The organism is Alphaproteobacteria bacterium (assembly GCA_019695395.1).
GTDB lineage: Bacteria > Pseudomonadota > Alphaproteobacteria > JAEUKQ01 > JAIBAD01 > JAIBAD01.
The window spans coordinates 1-16,953 of sequence record JAIBAD010000040.1; the positions used below are offsets into that span (position 1 = coordinate 1).

Genomic DNA, 16,953 nt, shown 5'->3' on the forward strand with positions numbered 1-16,953 from the left:
TAGATTGCGCATCTCTTGGAGGGCATTGTCCAAGGATTGGGGGGATGGTGATGATGTCTCTTGACCCCAACTTGGCACATAATAAAAAGCCCAAAATAAACAAAGAATATAGGCAAAAAATAAAAGTGATTTTTTCATAAAATATTTTAGATCATTTAAATATCAAAATAAATTAAAGAATGTCCCGTCATTTCTAATGGTTTTTTTAAATTTAATAAAGATAAGATTGTGGGGGCAATATCTGATAGATTACCATTATGCACTTTGGCATGTTGGGGACCACGCACCAAAATAAAAGGAACAGGGTTAAGTGTATGTGCTGTATGAGGTTGATGGGTCCCTTCATCACACATTGTTTCAGCATTTCCATGATCAGCTGTGATAATCATTGTCCCATTTGTATGTTGAAGGGCATTATATAATTGTCCCAAACATTGATCTAAAGCTTCGATAGCTTTGATAGATGCTTTTAAATCACCAGAATGTCCAACCATATCTGCATTGGCATAATTAACCACAATAAAATCAAATTTATTTTGCATTATGGCATCAACCAATTTATTGGTCACAAGATAAGCCGACATTTCAGGTTGTAAATCATAGGTTGCAACCTTAGGGGATGGGATTAAAATACGTTCCTCGCCTGGGACTGGATCTTCATTTCCCCCATTCAAGAAAAATGTGACATGCGCGTATTTTTCGGTTTCGGCAATGCGTAGTTGCTTTAATCCTGCTTTAGCAATAACGTCCCCCAACCCATTTTGAATTGTTTCCGTTGGGAACAAGGTTGTCATGAAAGGGGACAGGCCTGTTCCATAATCACACATACCAACCGCCCCAGAAAATTTAATCTGAACTGGTCTTTGAAACGATACAAAATTTGGATCTAACAAAGCTTGTAAAATTTGGCGGACACGATCGGCTCTGAAATTGGCCATAATAAGACCATCATGATCTTTCATGCCTTTATAATCATCAATCACAATAGGTTCAATGAATTCATCTGTTTCCCCGCGGGCATAAGCTTGATCAAGAGCATAAAGAGGATTGTGGGATTTAATCCCTTGGGCTTTTACCATACATTCATAAGCAAGGGTTGTACGTTCCCACCGTTTATCGCGGTCCATGGCATAATATCTGCCAATTAAAGTAGCAATTTTAAGATTTGGAATAGATTGAATTAAATTTAAAAAATCGCTGATATATTCTTTGGCACTCGAAGGTGGGGTATCTCTGCCATCTAAAAAAAGATGAAGATAAACTTGAATATGATGGCTTGCAATAATTTTGGCCAAATGAAAAATATGCGTTTGATGGGAATGAACACCCCCTGGAGATAAAAGACCCATTAAATGACAATCACCTTTTTTCTTTTTTAACTCTTCAATAAAATTAAGGAGGGTTGGATTTTTTTCAAGAAGATGCTGATCAATCGCGTGATCAATGCGAACCAGATCCTGCATCATAATACGGCCTGCCCCAATGGTTGTGTGTCCTACTTCAGAATTACCCATTTGACCATGGGGGAGGCCCACATGGAGCTCTGATGCTTCGATTAAACTATGGGGATATTCTTTTAAAAATTTATCGAACCAAGGTTTGTGGGCTTGGTGAATGGCATTATTCTTGGATATGGGACTATATCCCCATCCATCAAGGATGCACAGAAGAACAGGTTTTTTTGTATCAAATGTGGTCATAATCTATTAATAACGATGATAAGGGTGGTTCGCAATAATTTGCTGACTTCGATAAAGCTGTTCAACCAAAAGCCCGCGCGTCAATAAATGGGGCCATGTCATGGGTCCTAAGGATAAAAGAAGATCAGCATGATCATAAAGGATAGGGTTATGTCCATCACTTCCGCCAATAAAAAACTTTAACTGCTTAATACTAGAATTTTGCCAATGTTCAATTTTTTTTGCCAAATCCCCACTTTTTAATAAAATACCCTGTTCATCTAAAATAATATGGTGTCGCGCCGAATCATTTTTAATGTCATAAAATTCTAGAAGCGCATCTTTTTTAAGATTTTTTGTGGCGTTTACCTGTCTTTCATCAATTTCAATAAGATCCAAAGGCCATCGAATTCGCTGACAATAATGGTCAAAAAGGTTTTTTTCTGGCCCTTTTTTCCATTTGCCAATAGATGTGATCGTAATACGCACGTAAAAAAACCTTTGAATTAATAGACTGACATGTATTTTATAATTGAACGATATAAGAAGAAAAGATTAAAAGAAATATTTTTACGATGGAATAGGTAGAAAGTGGTACGTGAAAAACCATGACCAATAAAGCAGATGTCATAACCTTTGGATGCAGACTTAATAGCTATGAAACAGAAATTATTAAGTCGCATGTGACAAAGGCCGGTCTTGATGACGTAATTGTTTTTAACAGTTGCGCAGTAACAGCCGAAGCCGAACGGCAATTACGCCAGGCTATTCGCAAAGCCAGGCGGGAAAACCCACAGCATCGTATTGTGGTGACAGGATGTGCGGCCCAAATTAATCCGGATGCTTTTGAAAAAATGATCGAGGTTGATCATGTTTTGGGTAACCAAGAAAAACTTGTATTTGAAAATTTTCAAAAACTTTCGCGGCAATTAATCTCTATGGCAACCCCTATGGATCAAAATACACCCAAGGTTCTGGTGGGTGATATTATGACCCTAGAAGAAACCGCAGGACATCTGATAGGTCATGTAAATAATGGGGAATTGGTTAAAAATTTTGATAGTAAAAGCAGGGCATTTTTACAAATTCAACAAGGGTGTGATCACCGATGTACCTTTTGTATCATTCCCTTTGGTCGTGGTAATAGCCGTAGTGTTGATGTATCAACCATTGTGGCAGAAGCACGATTGTTAATAGACCATGGAATTAAAGAAATTATTTTAACAGGAGTGGACCTTACGTCATATCGGCATGAAAATTTAACCTTGGGTATGATGGTAAAAAAATTGTTGGAGAGTGTACCAGATTTACCAAGGCTTCGCCTTTCATCCCTGGATGTGGCAGAAATAGATGATGATCTATTGGATGTAATCCAATCCGATCCACGGCTGATGCCCCATCTTCATTTAAGCTTGCAGGCCGGTGATGATTTAATTTTAAAAAGAATGAAGCGTCGCCATACATGTGCCCAGGCCATTGATTTTTGTAAAATGATAAAGAAAATGCGCCCTGATATCGTTTTGGGTGCAGATTTTATTGCTGGCTTTCCAACCGAAACCGAAGAAATGTTTCAGCATACGTTGGATCTTGTGCATGAATGTGATTTGACATTTTTGCATGTATTTCCTTTTTCCGCGCGGGCTGGTACACCAGCTTCGAAAATGCCCCAACTGGCTAAATCAATTTGTAAAGAAAGGGCGCAAAGATTACGTAGCTATGGGGATAAAAGACGCCATGATTTTTTTGTTGAACAAAAAAATAAAATTCTTGATGTTCTCATTGACCAAGAAAATACAGAATTCTTTTTGGGTTATAGCCAGCATTTTGCCCCGGTTCGGTTAATGAAAAATGGTCAACTAATTAAAAATGATAAAGCAGAAATAAAAAATATCACCCTAGGTGATATCATAAAGGTATTGGTTGCGGGTCATACCTCAACCCATTTGGAAGCATATTTGATTTAAAGAGAGCTGGTAGTATGTCTGACGAAAAAATTGGGTGGTTTAAGAAAATAGGACAGGGGTTAAAGAAAAGTTCGGATCGATTAACCACTGGTATGGTTGATATTTTTACCAAAAAGAAACCAGATGCCCAAACATTAGATGATTTGGAAGAATTGCTTCTCATGGCTGATTTTGGCCCCAAGATTGCTGGTCACTGCATTGATCAAATAAGAAAAAAAAGAATTGATAAGAATTTTGATGCCCATATGGTGAAAGAAATTTTAGCGGATGAAATTAAAAGGATTTTAATGCCTGTGGAGCAACCATTGCCCTTATCATCATCTTCATTATCGAATATAACTTTACCCCAGCTTATAATGATTGTGGGGATTAATGGCGGGGGTAAAACAACAACTGTTGGGAAATTGGGATCTTTCTATCAACAAATTGGGCATAAAGTTATGTTTGCTGCGGGCGATACATTCCGTGCGGCTGCGGTTGAACAATTACAAATATGGGGAAAGCGCATTAATGTGCCCGTGATAATAGGCTCAGAAAAAAATGACCCAGCTGCTTTGGCCTTTGATGCTTATCAACAAGCCCAAAAAGATAATATGGATATTTTGTTACTTGATACGGCCGGTAGACTTCATAACAAATCGCATTTGATGGATGAATTAAAAAAGATTGAACGTGTTGTAAAAAAAATTGACCCAACTTTACCCCATTATGTTATCTTGGTCCTTGATGCAACACTGGGCCAAAATGCTATTGTCCAAATCGAAACGTTTAAAGAAATTGTGCCTTTAAGCGGATTGATTATCACCAAGCTTGATGGGACGGCCAAAGGTGGGATTGTGGTGGCATTAGCCGAAAAATTTCAATTGCCCATTTACGCAATCGGGGTGGGGGAGAAATTTGACGATCTGCGCCCCTTTGATGCAGATCTTTTTACCCACAGCCTGTTGGATTTAGATACAAAATTATAGAAGATTACAGAAGTGTATACCATGCACCTCTGCCACTTCCATGAAGGGCAAGGTAATTTTTTTCGGTCAGCAATCGAAAATGCTCTTTTAATGTATTACGGCTGACCCCCGTCAATTTGACCATATCCCCAATTGTAACACGGCCATGATGACGAACATGGTCCAGGATTTGGACCGATAATTCTGGAAGCGATGATAAGACAATTTTCTCGCGTTCAACTTTTTGGGCTAAACGTTTTACTTGTTGTTGGAGAGCTTGCAAAAAGAAAACAATCCAAGGTTGCCAATTTGGGGCATCGGTTCGAATTGATTGTTGAGTTTGACGAAGGGCTAGATAATAGGCATCTTTACTTTGTTCAATCACACTTTCCAATGAGCTATAAGGGGCATATGTGTAACCAGAGCGCAGTAAAAGCAGCGTGGTTAAAATACGGCTCAACCGGCCATTCCCATCTTGAAAAGGATGGATGCCTAGAAAGACCACAGTAAAAATTCCAATAATCAATAAGGGGTGAAGTTTTTTATCCTCAAACGCTTTGTTGGTAAAGATAACGAGCTCTTTCATTAAATGGGGTGTATCAAAAGGTGTTGCTGTTTCAAAAATAATACCAATTTGATGCCCATTTTCATCAAAGGCTACCACATTGTTGGTATGGGTTTTATATTGGCCACGATGATGATCATCCCGGCTGCTATATTTCAATAAATCACGGTGCAGCTGTTTGATATGGTTTTCGGTTATTGTAATATTAACCCATGATTGAAAAACCATTTCCATGGTTTGGGCGTACCCTGCTACCTCTTGTTCATCCCGTGTATCAAAAGAATTGATTTGAATATTGGATAATAAACGTTCGACCTCCTTATCTGACAACTTACTGCCTTCAATCCGGGTTGATGACCCCACACTTTCAATCGTGGCAACATGTCGTAAGGCAGATAAACGTTCAGGTGCCAAGGTTCCAAGGGCGCGCCACGCACCTTTGAATTCATCAATTTCAGCAATCAAATTTAGAATATCTTGGGTGATATGTAGGGTGTCTGTTGTAATCATACACCCAATAATACACCCATTTCCACCCATTTATCAAATTAAAACTATATTAAATTACATAAAACTTACTGCTTTTAGTATTAGCTTAAAATTTATTAATAAATATATAGGGTTTAATATTATATAATATATTGTTATTATATAAAAGTAAGTCTTTATAAAAATAATGAAGTTTAAAAATGGAACCGCAAGAATATAAATTTAAAATTGACGCTTATACGCCTGATACTTTACCTATGGATAGGTTAGCAGAATATCTTATGGAGCTTTCTAAACTTTTGGGTGAAAATCCATATGTTCATTTTATGCGTTTGGAAGCTGGAAGTACCGTAATAGTACAAAAGATAGATTCTGTAGCATTACCAAAAGTACGTGCTCGTACCGAGGCAATAAAGCGTGGAGATGCACAAATAAGTGTAATGCAAGCCTATAAATGCATTAATGATATGCTAAAAGAAGATAATACTACTGGAGTTTTATTAGAAAGTAATAATGCAGAAATTATACGTTTTCCTGGTACACAAGAAAAAGGACAACAAATCATGTCTGTTCGTCAACAAGGAGAAATTAGTGGTGAAGTAATTCGTGTTGGTGGTAAAAAAGAAGATGTTCCTATTCTTTTGGATATAGAAGGAAAAGAGATCAGTGGATGTTATGCCAAACGTGAAATTGCAAAAGTTTTGGGAAAACATTTATTCGAGCCTGTACGCCTTTTTGGAATTGGAAAATGGAACCGAAATTCTGATGGGGAATGGAATCTATTTCGCTTTGATATAGATAATTTTGAAGTGTTAGAAAATATTTCTCTTTCTAAATCTGTATTTGAATTACGTACATTACGAGGAGAATGGGGAAGTAATGCGTTACATGAACTTTTGGAACTTCGTAATGAAAATAATAAGGCTCATTAAGTGGTAGTTTTTGATGCTACTATAATGATTTTACTAACGGGTTCTGAGGTAACGCCGCCTATCGATCATACTACAGGCAATCCTGTTGAGCATGCGAGGCATAGAATTTTTTCACTTATCCAAGAACTAGAAAGAGAAAAAAGTAAAATCATTATTCCTGCGCCTGCTTTAAGTGAAGTATTAGTACGTGCAGGAGATGATATTCAATCTTGTTTAAATATATTTCAGAAGAGCCCTGTATTTCAAATAAAACCTTTTGATACTTTAGCTGCTGTTGAAGTTGCTGCCATTATACGAAAAGCTATTGATGGTGGAGATAAACGTGGGAATGTAAATTCTACATGGGCAAAAGTAAAATATGATCGTCAGATCGTATCTATAGCAAAAATACACGGTGCTAAAGTGATATATTCTGATGATGATGATATTCATATTCATGCAAAAGAAGTGAATATTAAAACAGTGCGACTTGTAGATATACCTGTACCCTCTGAAACTTCGCAATACCCTCTTTTTTTTAATGAAATTGATTCAATGTCAGAAATTATCAAAGATAATAAAGAAGCTTAATTAAAATTTGATCGATTTTTCTTGACATTATAAAAAATATGGTATATTATGTGCCATAATTAATATTATTATATCAACCCCGCATTTTGCAAAAAAATGCGGGGTTTTTTATTGGCTAATTTATTGTTTAAATGAAAGGAAATTCTTATGACTTATGAAATTCCACCTTATAATCACGACCAGGCTTTAATCTTTTGTACCAAATTAATCCAGGGTCATTTAATCACAGATATCTGTCATGAGGGGAAAGATGCGTTATTTTCGCTTCCCACCCTTCTTTCATGGCTTACCCATAATCCGGAATTTCAAAAACTGTATAAAACAGCATGTGATGTGCAAGCCCATAATCTTGTTAATCAATCACTTCGCGGATCATCCGAAATATCCACAGATTCCAAGGAAAATATGGCCTATGAACGTCATCAACTCACCAAAAGAAAAATGGCATTAACCTATCTTTTAAAACAACGTTCAAATTTGGATAAGAAAAATTTATCTTCTTTATCCATGCCAATTGTCCAAGAAGAATTAAAAGAACAAGATTTAACCAAACATAATCTTGCCTTAAAACCAAATCAAACTCAAAAGGTTAATTCAAAAACAAATCTTGCCCCATCCCACAGATCTGATGGGTTTATGGGCAGGAAAAAGGTGGCTTAAAAATAAAATAATTTTTTGGTCTCATTTGTTCAATTATACGTAGGGTGCCATGAAGTAATTTAATATAAAACCTTATAGAAATATAAACCAATTGGGGGTGCGGTTGGCCCTGCGGCGGCGCGATCCTTGGCATTTAAAATGGCCAACATTTTTTCAGGTGGCCAATAACCAAGCCCAATTAATTTTAACGTGCCAACAATATTGCGTACTTGGTGGTGCAAAAAAGATGGGGCTTCAACCTGAACGCTTATTTTGTCTTGGTCTTGATTTATATGAATACTGGTTAATGTTTTTAAAGGGCTGGCGGCTTGACATTGGGATGATCTGAAACTTGTAAAATCATGTTTACCACACAACATATTGGCGGCATGTTGCATGGGTTCAAGTACCAAAGGTTTGCTGATAAACCATGCTAAATCTTGGTCCAAGGTTAAGTGGGAGCGTCGATTGATGATTTGATATATATAAATTCTACTCTTGGCGCTAAACCTTGCGTGAAAATCATCATCTGCTTTTTCGGTTGATAGAATGGCAATGGGATGGGGACGTAAATAAAAATTAATTGCATCGGTAATTTGCAGAGGCGATAAATTTTTATTTAAATCAAAACTGATAACTTGGCCCATCGCATGGACACCAGCATCTGTTCTTCCGGCTGCATGAACAACAACTGTTTCTTGGGCCATTTTTTGAATGGCCCCTTCAATTAATTCTTGGATAGATAGACCATTATCCTGTCTTTGCCATCCCACAAAATCTGTCCCCTTATATTCGACAATGGATTTAAAGCGGGTCATACCAGAACAAGATTTTTGAAATTGGGATACCCACGCAAAAAATCATCAATGGACATGGGTTGTTTGCCGGATTTTTGAACTTTAATTAATTCTAAACTATAACCATTCCCGCAAATAATGTCTTTGCCATTATTTATTATAGTGCCAACTGTGCCTTCCACCTTTGATCCAACTTTGGCTTCGTGAATAATAATATGATCTTGGCCATAAGAAAACCAACTGCCAGGCCAGGGATAAAACGCACGAATTTGCCTTTCCAAATATTGAGCATCATGATGCCAATTAATTTCACCCTCTCTTCGGTTTAATTTAGGGGCATAGGTGATACCGTCCGATGGTTGGGGGGTGAAGGTTAATTGATTTTTTGCCAATAATGTTAAGGCATCCAGGGTTAAATCTTTACCCATAATTGCTAATCTATCATGAAGGGATAAAAATGTATCGGTTGGATAAATGGGTGTTACCTGAACAAGTGATACGTCACCTGTATCAAGTCCTTTTTCCATTTTCATAATGGAAATACCTGTTTCATTGTCCCCTGCCAAAATGGCGCGATTAATGGGGGCGGCCCCTCGCCAACGCGGAAGCAAAGATGCATGCACATTTAAAAATCCATGCGGTGGTATTTTTAACATATTTTCCGGAATAAGATGACCATATGCTGCAACCACCACCACATCGGGATTTAGTTTTAAAAAATCTTCATAAATTTGGGGATCTTTTAAACTGGTCGGATGAAATACAGGAATATTATGATCTAAAGCCGCCGCATGTACGGGGCATGGGTGCAATTTTTGTCCACGTCCCACAGGCTTTGGATTTTGACAATAAACAGCAGGGATATCATAGCCTGCATCAACCAATCCATTTAAGGTTGCAACCGCAAAAATAGGGGATCCCATAAAAGCAACGCGTAATTTTTTATTCACGTTAAAACCTACAGGACAGGAGAGGTCATATCTGAGGATTCGTAATTTTTGATTTTACGTAATTTTCGTAAAATCATATCGCGTCTTAATTTTGATAAACGGTCAACAAATAAAACACCATCCAAATGGTCAATTTCATGTTGGATACAAATAGATAAAAGCCCATCTGCTTCTAATTTTTGGATTTGATTTTGGGCATCACTATATTGAACAGTGATTTTTTGGGGTCTTGTGATATCGCCATATTGATCGGGTAGGGATAAACAACCTTCCGTATAGGTGGCTTGTTCGTCAGATCTTGATATAATAACCGGATTGACCATTTTATAGGGTTTTGAAGGTTGATCTTCCATCGCCACATCAACCACAATAATACGTTGAAGTCGGCCAATTTGGGGTGCCGCCAGACCAATACCATGTGTATGGTACATGGTATACAGCATATCATCCATTAACCCTGCAATAGATGCATCGACCCTTTCAACGGGTTTGGCGATTTTTTTCAATCGTTCATCAGGTGCGGTGATAATTGGTAATAATTTTGCCATAATCATTTCTTTATATCATAGGTAAATATTTTTATGAACCATCAATTAGTGTTAATCCCTATGTGAGACCATAATGCGGCGCCATAATGTAACACAAAGCTCGTTGCTTTTTTAAATTTAATCATTCTTTGCAAAAAAAGAAGGGATTATTCCCTAAAATATATATAAAACTATAGAATAATATAACCTTGGTTTTATTAATCTTATCGGGCTTTATAATATGAATAAAAATACCACCCTAACACTTGCCCATTACCAATCTTGGGCTAATCAAAAATTATTTAAAACTCTGCAAGATTTAGCCCAAGATCTATATTTTAAAAATTTCGGGCTTTCTTATCATTCTTTGCATGGTACCCTGAATCATCTGATAGCGGCCAATCAATTATGGCAATATCGGATTACTGGTTTTGGTTCTTTGCCATCTGCGCTTAATACAATTTTTCATGAGGATTTGGAATCTACCCTCACAGAGCTTGAAAAATTTGATCAGTTTTGGATTAATTATGTAAAAGATGAACCCAAATTAGATCAATTTTCTAACTTTAAAATGCAGAATGGAAATGACTATAGTTTTTCAAAAGAAATATGTCTTCACCATTTTTGGCATCATTGTTCATTGATTCGTGGCCAAGTGCAGGCAACATTGACCCAACAAAATATAATATGCCCACCTATAGATATGATTTTTTATCTAATGGAAACCCCATAGGTTGATCAGGTTTGGGTTTAACGATTTTGGCTAAAAATTTTTTATTAAAACTTGCCTTTTATGTGATAAATCGTTATAAACAACCATTCATGACGGTACGGCCTGACATATGGGTATGCCCATCCCGTCGACTTATTTAAATAAAGGATTTAAAAAATGCCCAAAATGAAAACGAAAAGTAGTGCTAAAAAGCGCTTTAAACTTACTGCGAGCGGTAAGGTTAAAACTGGCCCATCGCAACGTCGCCATCGGCAAATCAGCCGTCCCAAAAAAATGAAACGTCAACATCGTCGTGCCGAGGTTATGCATGATTCGGATGCAAAGAACGTTATTAAATTTTTTCTCCCTAACGGATAAAGGTGTAACATGGCACGTGTAAAACGCGGGGTTACCACCCACGCAAGACATAAAAAAATTATCGATATGGCCTCTGGCTATCGTGGCCGGGCATCGACCAATTTTCGTATCGCAATTGAAAAAGTTGAAAAGGGTTTGCAATATGCGTACCGCGACAGACGCAATAAAAAGCGTGATTTTCGTGGTCTTTGGATTCAACGGATTAATGCCGGGGTGCGTGAACATGGATTGACCTATTCCCAATTTATTCATGGGATGAAAGTGGCCAATATCAATTTGGACCGTAAGGTTTTGGCCGATCTTGCCTTTCATGAACCAAATTCCTTTAAAGAATTGGTGGGGCACGCCAAAAAAGCTCTAGGTCATAAATAGATCTGGGTCATCAATAATTATCCAAGATTGAACAATGATTTGATTCTGGTGTTTAATTCTGGGTTTTTCAAAGAATTTCTTTTAAAGAAGAATTTTTATCCGTAAGATAGAGAAATTGTTTTAAAACAATTTCTCTGTTTTTCTTATCCTTGGGGATTGGGATTATTAAATGACAAATATAGACCAGATTATTATTGAAACGATTGATAATGATCCTGCTGCCATTAAAGATGAATATTTAAAGAAAATTACACAAATAGACCAATTGGAAGACTTAGAAAAAATCCGCCTTGATCTTTTTGTTCAAAATGGTGCGATTACGCAGCTTGTTAAAAAAATCCCAACCTTTCCTGTTGAACACAGAAAACAGGTAGGTCAACGTTTTAATGAAATTAAAGACAATCTGTATAAAGCCTATCAAGACAAAAAAGAAATTTTAGAAAAGCAGGCTTTGGATGCTAAGCTTGTTGCGGATAAAAAAGATTTAACCTTGCCAGTGCGTCCCGAAAATGATGGCCGCATTCATCCCATCACCCAAACGATTGAAGAAATCATGACCATATTTGGTGGTATGGGTTTTGATCTGGCGGAGGGCCCAGATATCGAGGATGATTTTCATAATTTTACAGCGTTAAATTTCCCAGCTGGCCATCCGGCACGTGATATGCATGATACCTTTTATTTTCCGGAAAAAGCACCCGGTACAAAATTGCTGTTACGCACGCACACATCTACTGTCCAAATCCGCAGCATGAAGGAAAAGGGTGCCCCCATTCGTATCATTGCACCGGGTCGAACCTATCGTTCGGATTCCGATATGACGCACACCCCCATGTTCCACCAGGTCGAAGGATTATATATCGATAAAGATATCCATATGGGGCATTTGAAAAATTGTTTGCATCAATTTTGCTGGAAATTTTTTGGCATTGATGACCAAGCCATACGTCTGCGTCCAAGCTTTTTCCCCTTCACCGAACCCTCGGCGGAGGTTGATATAAAATGCACCCGCCATCCAGACCGTATTGAATTGGGTGTGGGTGACAGTTGGCTCGAAATATTGGGATGCGGTATGGTCCACCCCAATGTGTTAAAAAATTGCGGGATTGATCCCGAAATTTACCAAGGGTTTGCCTTTGGTATGGGGATTGAACGTATTGCCATGCTGAAATACGGGATACCCGATCTTCGTACCTTTTTTGAAGCAGATTGGGGATGGCTCCAGCATTATGGGTTTTCACCCTATCAGCGATCACCGATATAGGAATGGTGTGATATGAAATTTACCTATTCTTGGCTTCAAAAACATCTTGATACATCTGTATCTATTTCTGATCTTTCTAATCGCTTGACCCAAATTGGGTTAGAGGTTGAATCGGTTAAAAATCTGGGGGATCAACTTTCCTCCTTTGTTATTGCTGAAATTAAGGAAACAGAACCGCACCCCCAAGCGGATCGGTTAAAAATATGTACGGTTGATTATGGTCAAACGATTAAGGTTGTGTGTGGTGCCCCCAATGCGAGGGCAGGGATTAAGGTTGTGTTTGCTTCTGTTGGAACCTATGTGCCGGGCTTGGATATAACCTTGAAAAAGGCCGTGATCCGTGGCACCCCGTCTGAAGGTATGTTGTGTTCTGCCCGTGAATTGGGTTTGGGCCAAGAAGATGATGGTATTATGGAATTACCAATGGACGCACCGGTGGGTTATAAAATTGTGGATTATCTTAATTTAAATGACCCGGTTTTTGATGTTGCTGTTACGCCCAATCGTGCGGATGCTTTAAGCGTTTATGGTATTGCCCGCGATTTGGCAGTGGCAGATGTTGGAAAGCTTAAACCTTTATCCATTAAGCCGGTTAAATCATTTGATCACAGCCCCATTTCTTGGAAACATGAAAAGGGCATGGCGGGAAAAGCATGTCCTGTGGTGGTTGGTCGTTATTTTAAAAATGTTAAAAATGGTAAAAGCCCCAAATGGCTTGCCCAGGCTTTGGAATCGGTTGGACACAAATCCATTTCGGCGTTAGTTGATATTACCAATTATTTAACCCTGGATCTTGGTCGTCCCTTGCACGTGTTTGATGCTGACAAACTTACTGGATCTTTAACTATGCGTATGGCAAAGACAGGTGAAAAACTAGCGGCGTTGGACAATAAAATCTATGATCTTGATTCTAGTATGTTGGTGATTGCTGATGATAAAGGCGTTCAATCAATTGCTGGGATTATGGGTGGGCTTCATTCTGGATGCCAAGAAAATACCACCAATATTTTTCTTGAAGTTGCGCTTTTCGATCCCATCTCGATTGCTAAAACTGGACGTCATCTTGGTATTCATAGCGAGGCAAGATTTCGTTTTGAACGGGGCATTGATCCCCAATCCATTTTATGGGGTATAGATGCCGCCAGCCAATTAATTCTTGATATTTGTGGGGGGGAGGCCAGCGATGTTGTTGTATCCGGTACCATTCCACCCTTACCCCAATCGATAAATATGTGCTGTGACCGTGTCCAGAAATTGCTGGGTGTTGAAATTAAGAATGATTATATCACATTCTTATTAGAAAAATTAGGATGTGTTGTATCCCAAAAAGATAAGGGTGATTTTGTGGTAACACCGCCATCCTGGCGTTTGGATTTGATTGAGGAAATTGATTTGGTTGAAGAAATTGCCCGTTTCTATGGATATGACAATATCCCCGCCACACCTTTGCCGGTTGATAGCACCCAAAAACCATCATCTCTCCAGCATAAGCAAACACATCTACATACGGTAAAACGTACCCTTGCCGGACGTGGTTTAGCGGAAGCCATAACTTATTCCTTTATGGCCCAAAATGTTGCAGAAAAATTTACCCATAAGGGGGCTACCTCTCTGCCCTTGCTTAATCCCATCAGTGCGGATTTAGCTGTCATGCGTCCATCGATCATTCCCAATTTATTAAAAGCTGCTCTTAAAAATCAGGATTATGGACATAAAAATTTGGGGCTATTTGAAATTGGCCCTGTGTTTTATGATAATACGGCCACAGGGCAAAAAACAATTGCCACTCTTTTGCGTGCGGGTAAAAAACATAATAAAAATTGGCTTGATGCCGAAAGACCCATTGATGTCTATGATATAAAGGCTGATGTGAAAACATTGTTAAAACTTTACAGACTTGATTTGGAACAATTGCAACTTTCAACCAAGACATTACCATCTTGGTATCATCCCTATCAATCTGCTGAATTGTTGATGGGGAATAAATCCTTGGGATATTTTGGGGCATTGCATCCAGCACTTGCCCGGGATTTTGATTGTGCTGATACACCGATTGTATTAGCCGAAATTTTTGTGGATAACATACCCTATAATTACAAAGATAAAAAAACGCCCCTAGTTCAATCGCCATATCAGGCGGTTGAACGGGATTTTGCTTTTGTCGTCGATCATATGATTGAGGCCGGGCAAATTGTTCAAGCGATTAATACGGTTGATAAAAAATTGATAAAAAATATAGATATTTTTGATGTCTATAGTGGCCCCCATTTGCCAGAGGGCAAAAAATCCTTGGCCTTTTCGGTTACCATTCAATCCGATCAAAAAACATTGGTGGATCAGGAAATCCAAGATGTATGCAAAAAAATAATTGCCAAGGTTCAAGAAAAAACAGGGGCTGTTTTGCGATAAAAAGAATGGTACATATATAACATGACAGATCTTGCCCATATACGTAATTTTTCCATCATTGCCCATATTGATCACGGGAAATCCACGCTTGCTGACCGGTTGATCGAATATTGTGGGGCTTTGACCGAACGCGAAATGCGGTCCCAGATTTTGGATTCGATGGATATTGAACGCGAACGCGGCATCACGATTAAGGCGCAAACGGTTCGTCTTATTTATAAAGCAAGTGATGGGATTACGTACCAACTTAATCTTATGGATACGCCAGGCCATGTCGATTTTGCCTATGAGGTAAGCCGAAGCCTAGCTGCGTGTGAAGGATCATTGTTGGTCGTTGATGCAAGCCAGGGAGTGGAAGCGCAAACCCTTGCCAACGTATATCAGGCTTTGGATAATCATCATGAAATTATTCCCGTGCTGAACAAGGTTGATTTACCAGCAGCTGACCCCGATAAGGTTAAACAGCAGATTGAAGATGTCATTGGTTTGGACGCGTCTGATGCCGTTTTAATTTCGGCCAAAACGGGATTGAATATCGACCATGTGTTAGAAGCATTGGTTAAAAAATTACCTGCACCTACAACCAATCCGGGTGAAACCTTAAAGGCATTATTGGTGGATAGCTGGTATGATGCATATCTTGGTGTGGTGATTTTATTACGGGTCAAAGATGGTGTTCTGAAAAAGGGCATGAAAATCCGCATGATGGCAACCGCGTCAACCTATGAGGTTGAGCGTGTGGGTGTATTCCGTCCCAAACCTGAATTAACGGGTGTATTAAATCCAGGCGAAATTGGCTTTATCACCGCGGGGATCAAAGCTGTTGCCGATTGCCAGGTGGGGGATACCATCACCGATGAAAAACGATTGGCAAGCGAACCCTTGCCCGGCTTTAAACCCAGCGTGCCCGTCGTATTTTGTGGGCTTTTCCCGATTGATGCGGCCGATTACGAACAATTGCGGGATAGTTTGGCCAAACTTCGGCTTAATGATGCCAGTTTTCAGTACGAGGCTGAGACGTCAGCTGCCCTTGGCTTTGGGTTTCGTTGTGGGTTTTTGGGTCTATTGCATTTGGAAATTATCCAAGAACGGTTGGAACGTGAATATAATTTAAACCTGATTACGACAGCACCCAGCGTGGTTTATCGCATTCATATGAAAGATAAATCGGTGATCCTGCTGCATAATCCCGCCGACATGCCCGAGGTTATGAATATCGATTTCATCGAGGAACCCTGGATCAAAGCCACGATTTTGGTACCATCCGATTATCTTGGCGCTATTTTAAAATTGTGCGAAGACAGGCGGGGTGAGCAAATTGATTTAACCTATGCGGGAACGAGGGCCATGATTGTGTACAGATTACCCTTGAACGAGGTTGTGTTTGATTTTTATGATCGTCTTAAATCCGTCAGTCGTGGTTACGCCAGTTTTGATTATCAGGTTGATGATCACCGTGAGGGTGATTTGGTAAAATTATCCATTCTGGTGAATGGCGAAGCGGTCGATGCGTTGGGATGTATTGTGCACCGATCCAAAGCAGAAACCAGGGGGCGCGATCTTTGCGAACGATTAAAAGAATTAATCCCAAAACAACTTTTCAAAATTGCAATCCAAGCCGCGATTGGGGGCAAGGTTATTGCGCGTGAAACTATATCGGCGCTCCGCAAAGATGTGACCGCCAAATGTTATGGCGGTGATATCACCCGTAAACGCAAACTGCTGGAAAAGCAGAAAGAGGGTAAAAAGCGTATGCGCC

Annotated in this window: 17 protein-coding genes; 11 read left to right on the top strand and 6 right to left on the bottom strand. The window is 39.0% G+C overall.

Annotated features, from left to right (window positions below; all coding sequences use genetic code 11):
- Window positions 1-155 precede the first annotated feature (155 nt).
- Window positions 156-1,700: a 2,3-bisphosphoglycerate-independent phosphoglycerate mutase gene (gene gpmI / locus K1X44_07255; protein ID MBX7147088.1), complete on the bottom strand. Its 1,545-nt coding sequence runs from the start codon at window positions 1,698-1,700 to the stop codon at window positions 156-158.
- 6 nt (window positions 1,701-1,706) lie between these two features.
- Window positions 1,707-2,168, bottom strand: coding sequence for a 23S rRNA (pseudouridine(1915)-N(3))-methyltransferase RlmH (locus K1X44_07260; GenBank protein ID MBX7147089.1), 462 nt, complete (start codon window positions 2,166-2,168; stop codon window positions 1,707-1,709).
- A gap of 119 nt (window positions 2,169-2,287) precedes the next feature.
- Here K1X44_07260 and mtaB point away from each other — a divergent pair, with 119 nt between their 5' ends.
- Both mtaB and ftsY read left to right on the top strand, forming a co-directional pair.
- A complete protein-coding gene (mtaB, locus tag K1X44_07265; protein MBX7147090.1) occupies window positions 2,288-3,643 on the top strand; it encodes a tRNA (N(6)-L-threonylcarbamoyladenosine(37)-C(2))-methylthiotransferase MtaB in 1,356 nt (451 codons plus the stop codon).
- 14 nt (window positions 3,644-3,657) lie between these two features.
- The gene (ftsY, locus tag K1X44_07270) at window positions 3,658-4,611 is read left to right on the top strand and encodes a signal recognition particle-docking protein FtsY (GenBank protein MBX7147091.1); all 954 of its coding nucleotides are present in this window, start codon (window positions 3,658-3,660) and stop codon (window positions 4,609-4,611) included.
- Between the two features lie 4 nt (window positions 4,612-4,615).
- Here the strand turns inward: ftsY and K1X44_07275 are convergent, their stop codons facing one another.
- Complete coding sequence (locus tag K1X44_07275; protein MBX7147092.1) at window positions 4,616-5,665, bottom strand: Fic family protein; 1,050 nt, start codon at window positions 5,663-5,665, stop codon at window positions 4,616-4,618.
- A gap of 179 nt (window positions 5,666-5,844) precedes the next feature.
- Here K1X44_07275 and K1X44_07280 point away from each other — a divergent pair, with 179 nt between their 5' ends.
- The 3 genes from K1X44_07280 to K1X44_07290 all read left to right on the top strand — a co-directional run bounded on the left by K1X44_07280 (window position 5,845) and on the right by K1X44_07290 (window position 7,806).
- Window positions 5,845-6,576 (top strand): hypothetical protein, encoded by a 732-nt coding sequence (locus tag K1X44_07280; GenBank protein ID MBX7147093.1) that lies wholly within the window; start codon window positions 5,845-5,847, stop codon window positions 6,574-6,576.
- Between the two features lie 24 nt (window positions 6,577-6,600).
- Window positions 6,601-7,146, top strand: coding sequence for a PIN domain-containing protein (locus K1X44_07285; GenBank protein ID MBX7147094.1), 546 nt, complete (start codon window positions 6,601-6,603; stop codon window positions 7,144-7,146).
- A gap of 147 nt (window positions 7,147-7,293) precedes the next feature.
- Window positions 7,294-7,806, top strand: coding sequence for a hypothetical protein (locus tag K1X44_07290; protein ID MBX7147095.1), 513 nt, complete (start codon window positions 7,294-7,296; stop codon window positions 7,804-7,806).
- 59 nt (window positions 7,807-7,865) lie between these two features.
- On the opposite strand, the gene truA is transcribed toward K1X44_07290, so the two are convergent.
- Genes truA through def form a run of 3 tightly spaced genes read right to left on the bottom strand, consistent with a single transcriptional unit; the run spans window position 7,866 to window position 10,080 of the window.
- A complete protein-coding gene (gene truA, locus K1X44_07295; protein MBX7147096.1) occupies window positions 7,866-8,603 on the bottom strand; it encodes a tRNA pseudouridine(38-40) synthase TruA in 738 nt (245 codons plus the stop codon).
- The gene (gene fmt / locus K1X44_07300) at window positions 8,600-9,532 is read right to left on the bottom strand and encodes a methionyl-tRNA formyltransferase (protein MBX7147097.1); all 933 of its coding nucleotides are present in this window, start codon (window positions 9,530-9,532) and stop codon (window positions 8,600-8,602) included. The genes truA and fmt overlap by 4 nt, the downstream gene beginning before the upstream one ends.
- 8 nt (window positions 9,533-9,540) lie before the next feature.
- Window positions 9,541-10,080, bottom strand: a complete 540-nt coding sequence (gene def, locus K1X44_07305) for a peptide deformylase (GenBank protein ID MBX7147098.1) — start codon at window positions 10,078-10,080, stop codon at window positions 9,541-9,543.
- Window positions 10,081-10,300: 220 nt separating this feature from the next.
- On the opposite strand from def, the gene K1X44_07310 reads away from it, so the two are divergent.
- From K1X44_07310 to lepA, 6 genes are all read left to right on the top strand, one after another.
- The gene (locus tag K1X44_07310) at window positions 10,301-10,792 is read left to right on the top strand and encodes a hypothetical protein (GenBank protein ID MBX7147099.1); all 492 of its coding nucleotides are present in this window, start codon (window positions 10,301-10,303) and stop codon (window positions 10,790-10,792) included.
- A gap of 156 nt (window positions 10,793-10,948) precedes the next feature.
- The gene (gene rpmI, locus K1X44_07315) at window positions 10,949-11,149 is read left to right on the top strand and encodes a 50S ribosomal protein L35 (GenBank protein ID MBX7147100.1); all 201 of its coding nucleotides are present in this window, start codon (window positions 10,949-10,951) and stop codon (window positions 11,147-11,149) included.
- A 9-nt stretch (window positions 11,150-11,158) separates the two neighbouring features.
- Window positions 11,159-11,521, top strand: a complete 363-nt coding sequence (rplT, locus tag K1X44_07320; GenBank protein ID MBX7147101.1) for a 50S ribosomal protein L20 — start codon at window positions 11,159-11,161, stop codon at window positions 11,519-11,521.
- A gap of 169 nt (window positions 11,522-11,690) precedes the next feature.
- Window positions 11,691-12,785, top strand: coding sequence for a phenylalanine--tRNA ligase subunit alpha (gene pheS / locus K1X44_07325; protein MBX7147102.1), 1,095 nt, complete (start codon window positions 11,691-11,693; stop codon window positions 12,783-12,785).
- Window positions 12,786-12,797: 12 nt separating this feature from the next.
- Window positions 12,798-15,194: a phenylalanine--tRNA ligase subunit beta gene (gene pheT, locus K1X44_07330; GenBank protein MBX7147103.1), complete on the top strand. Its 2,397-nt coding sequence runs from the start codon at window positions 12,798-12,800 to the stop codon at window positions 15,192-15,194.
- 21 nt (window positions 15,195-15,215) lie between these two features.
- On the top strand, window positions 15,216-16,953 hold a 1,738-nt coding region (gene lepA, locus K1X44_07335), incomplete at its 3' end, for a translation elongation factor 4 (GenBank protein MBX7147104.1).

What these genes read in the sequence shown, in the direction of transcription:
- mtaB (MBX7147090.1), top strand. Translation starts at nt 2,288, where the DNA reads ATGACCAATAAAGCAGATGTCATAACCTTTGGATGCAGACTTAATAGC.
- pheS (MBX7147102.1), top strand. Translation starts at nt 11,691, where the DNA reads ATGACAAATATAGACCAGATTATTATTGAAACGATTGATAATGATCCT.
- K1X44_07290 (MBX7147095.1), top strand. Translation starts at nt 7,294, where the DNA reads ATGACTTATGAAATTCCACCTTATAATCACGACCAGGCTTTAATCTTT.
- ftsY (MBX7147091.1), top strand. Translation starts at nt 3,658, where the DNA reads ATGTCTGACGAAAAAATTGGGTGGTTTAAGAAAATAGGACAGGGGTTA.
- def (MBX7147098.1), bottom strand. Translation starts at nt 10,080, where the DNA reads ATGGCAAAATTATTACCAATTATCACCGCACCTGATGAACGATTGAAA.
- rplT (MBX7147101.1), top strand. Translation starts at nt 11,159, where the DNA reads ATGGCACGTGTAAAACGCGGGGTTACCACCCACGCAAGACATAAAAAA.
- K1X44_07280 (MBX7147093.1), top strand. Translation starts at nt 5,845, where the DNA reads ATGGAACCGCAAGAATATAAATTTAAAATTGACGCTTATACGCCTGAT.
- truA (MBX7147096.1), bottom strand. Translation starts at nt 8,603, where the DNA reads ATGACCCGCTTTAAATCCATTGTCGAATATAAGGGGACAGATTTTGTG.
- pheT (MBX7147103.1), top strand. Translation starts at nt 12,798, where the DNA reads ATGAAATTTACCTATTCTTGGCTTCAAAAACATCTTGATACATCTGTA.
- gpmI (MBX7147088.1), bottom strand. Translation starts at nt 1,700, where the DNA reads ATGACCACATTTGATACAAAAAAACCTGTTCTTCTGTGCATCCTTGAT.
- K1X44_07310 (MBX7147099.1), top strand. Translation starts at nt 10,301, where the DNA reads ATGAATAAAAATACCACCCTAACACTTGCCCATTACCAATCTTGGGCT.
- rpmI (MBX7147100.1), top strand. Translation starts at nt 10,949, where the DNA reads ATGCCCAAAATGAAAACGAAAAGTAGTGCTAAAAAGCGCTTTAAACTT.
- K1X44_07275 (MBX7147092.1), bottom strand. Translation starts at nt 5,665, where the DNA reads ATGATTACAACAGACACCCTACATATCACCCAAGATATTCTAAATTTG.
- K1X44_07285 (MBX7147094.1), top strand. Translation starts at nt 6,601, where the DNA reads ATGATTTTACTAACGGGTTCTGAGGTAACGCCGCCTATCGATCATACT.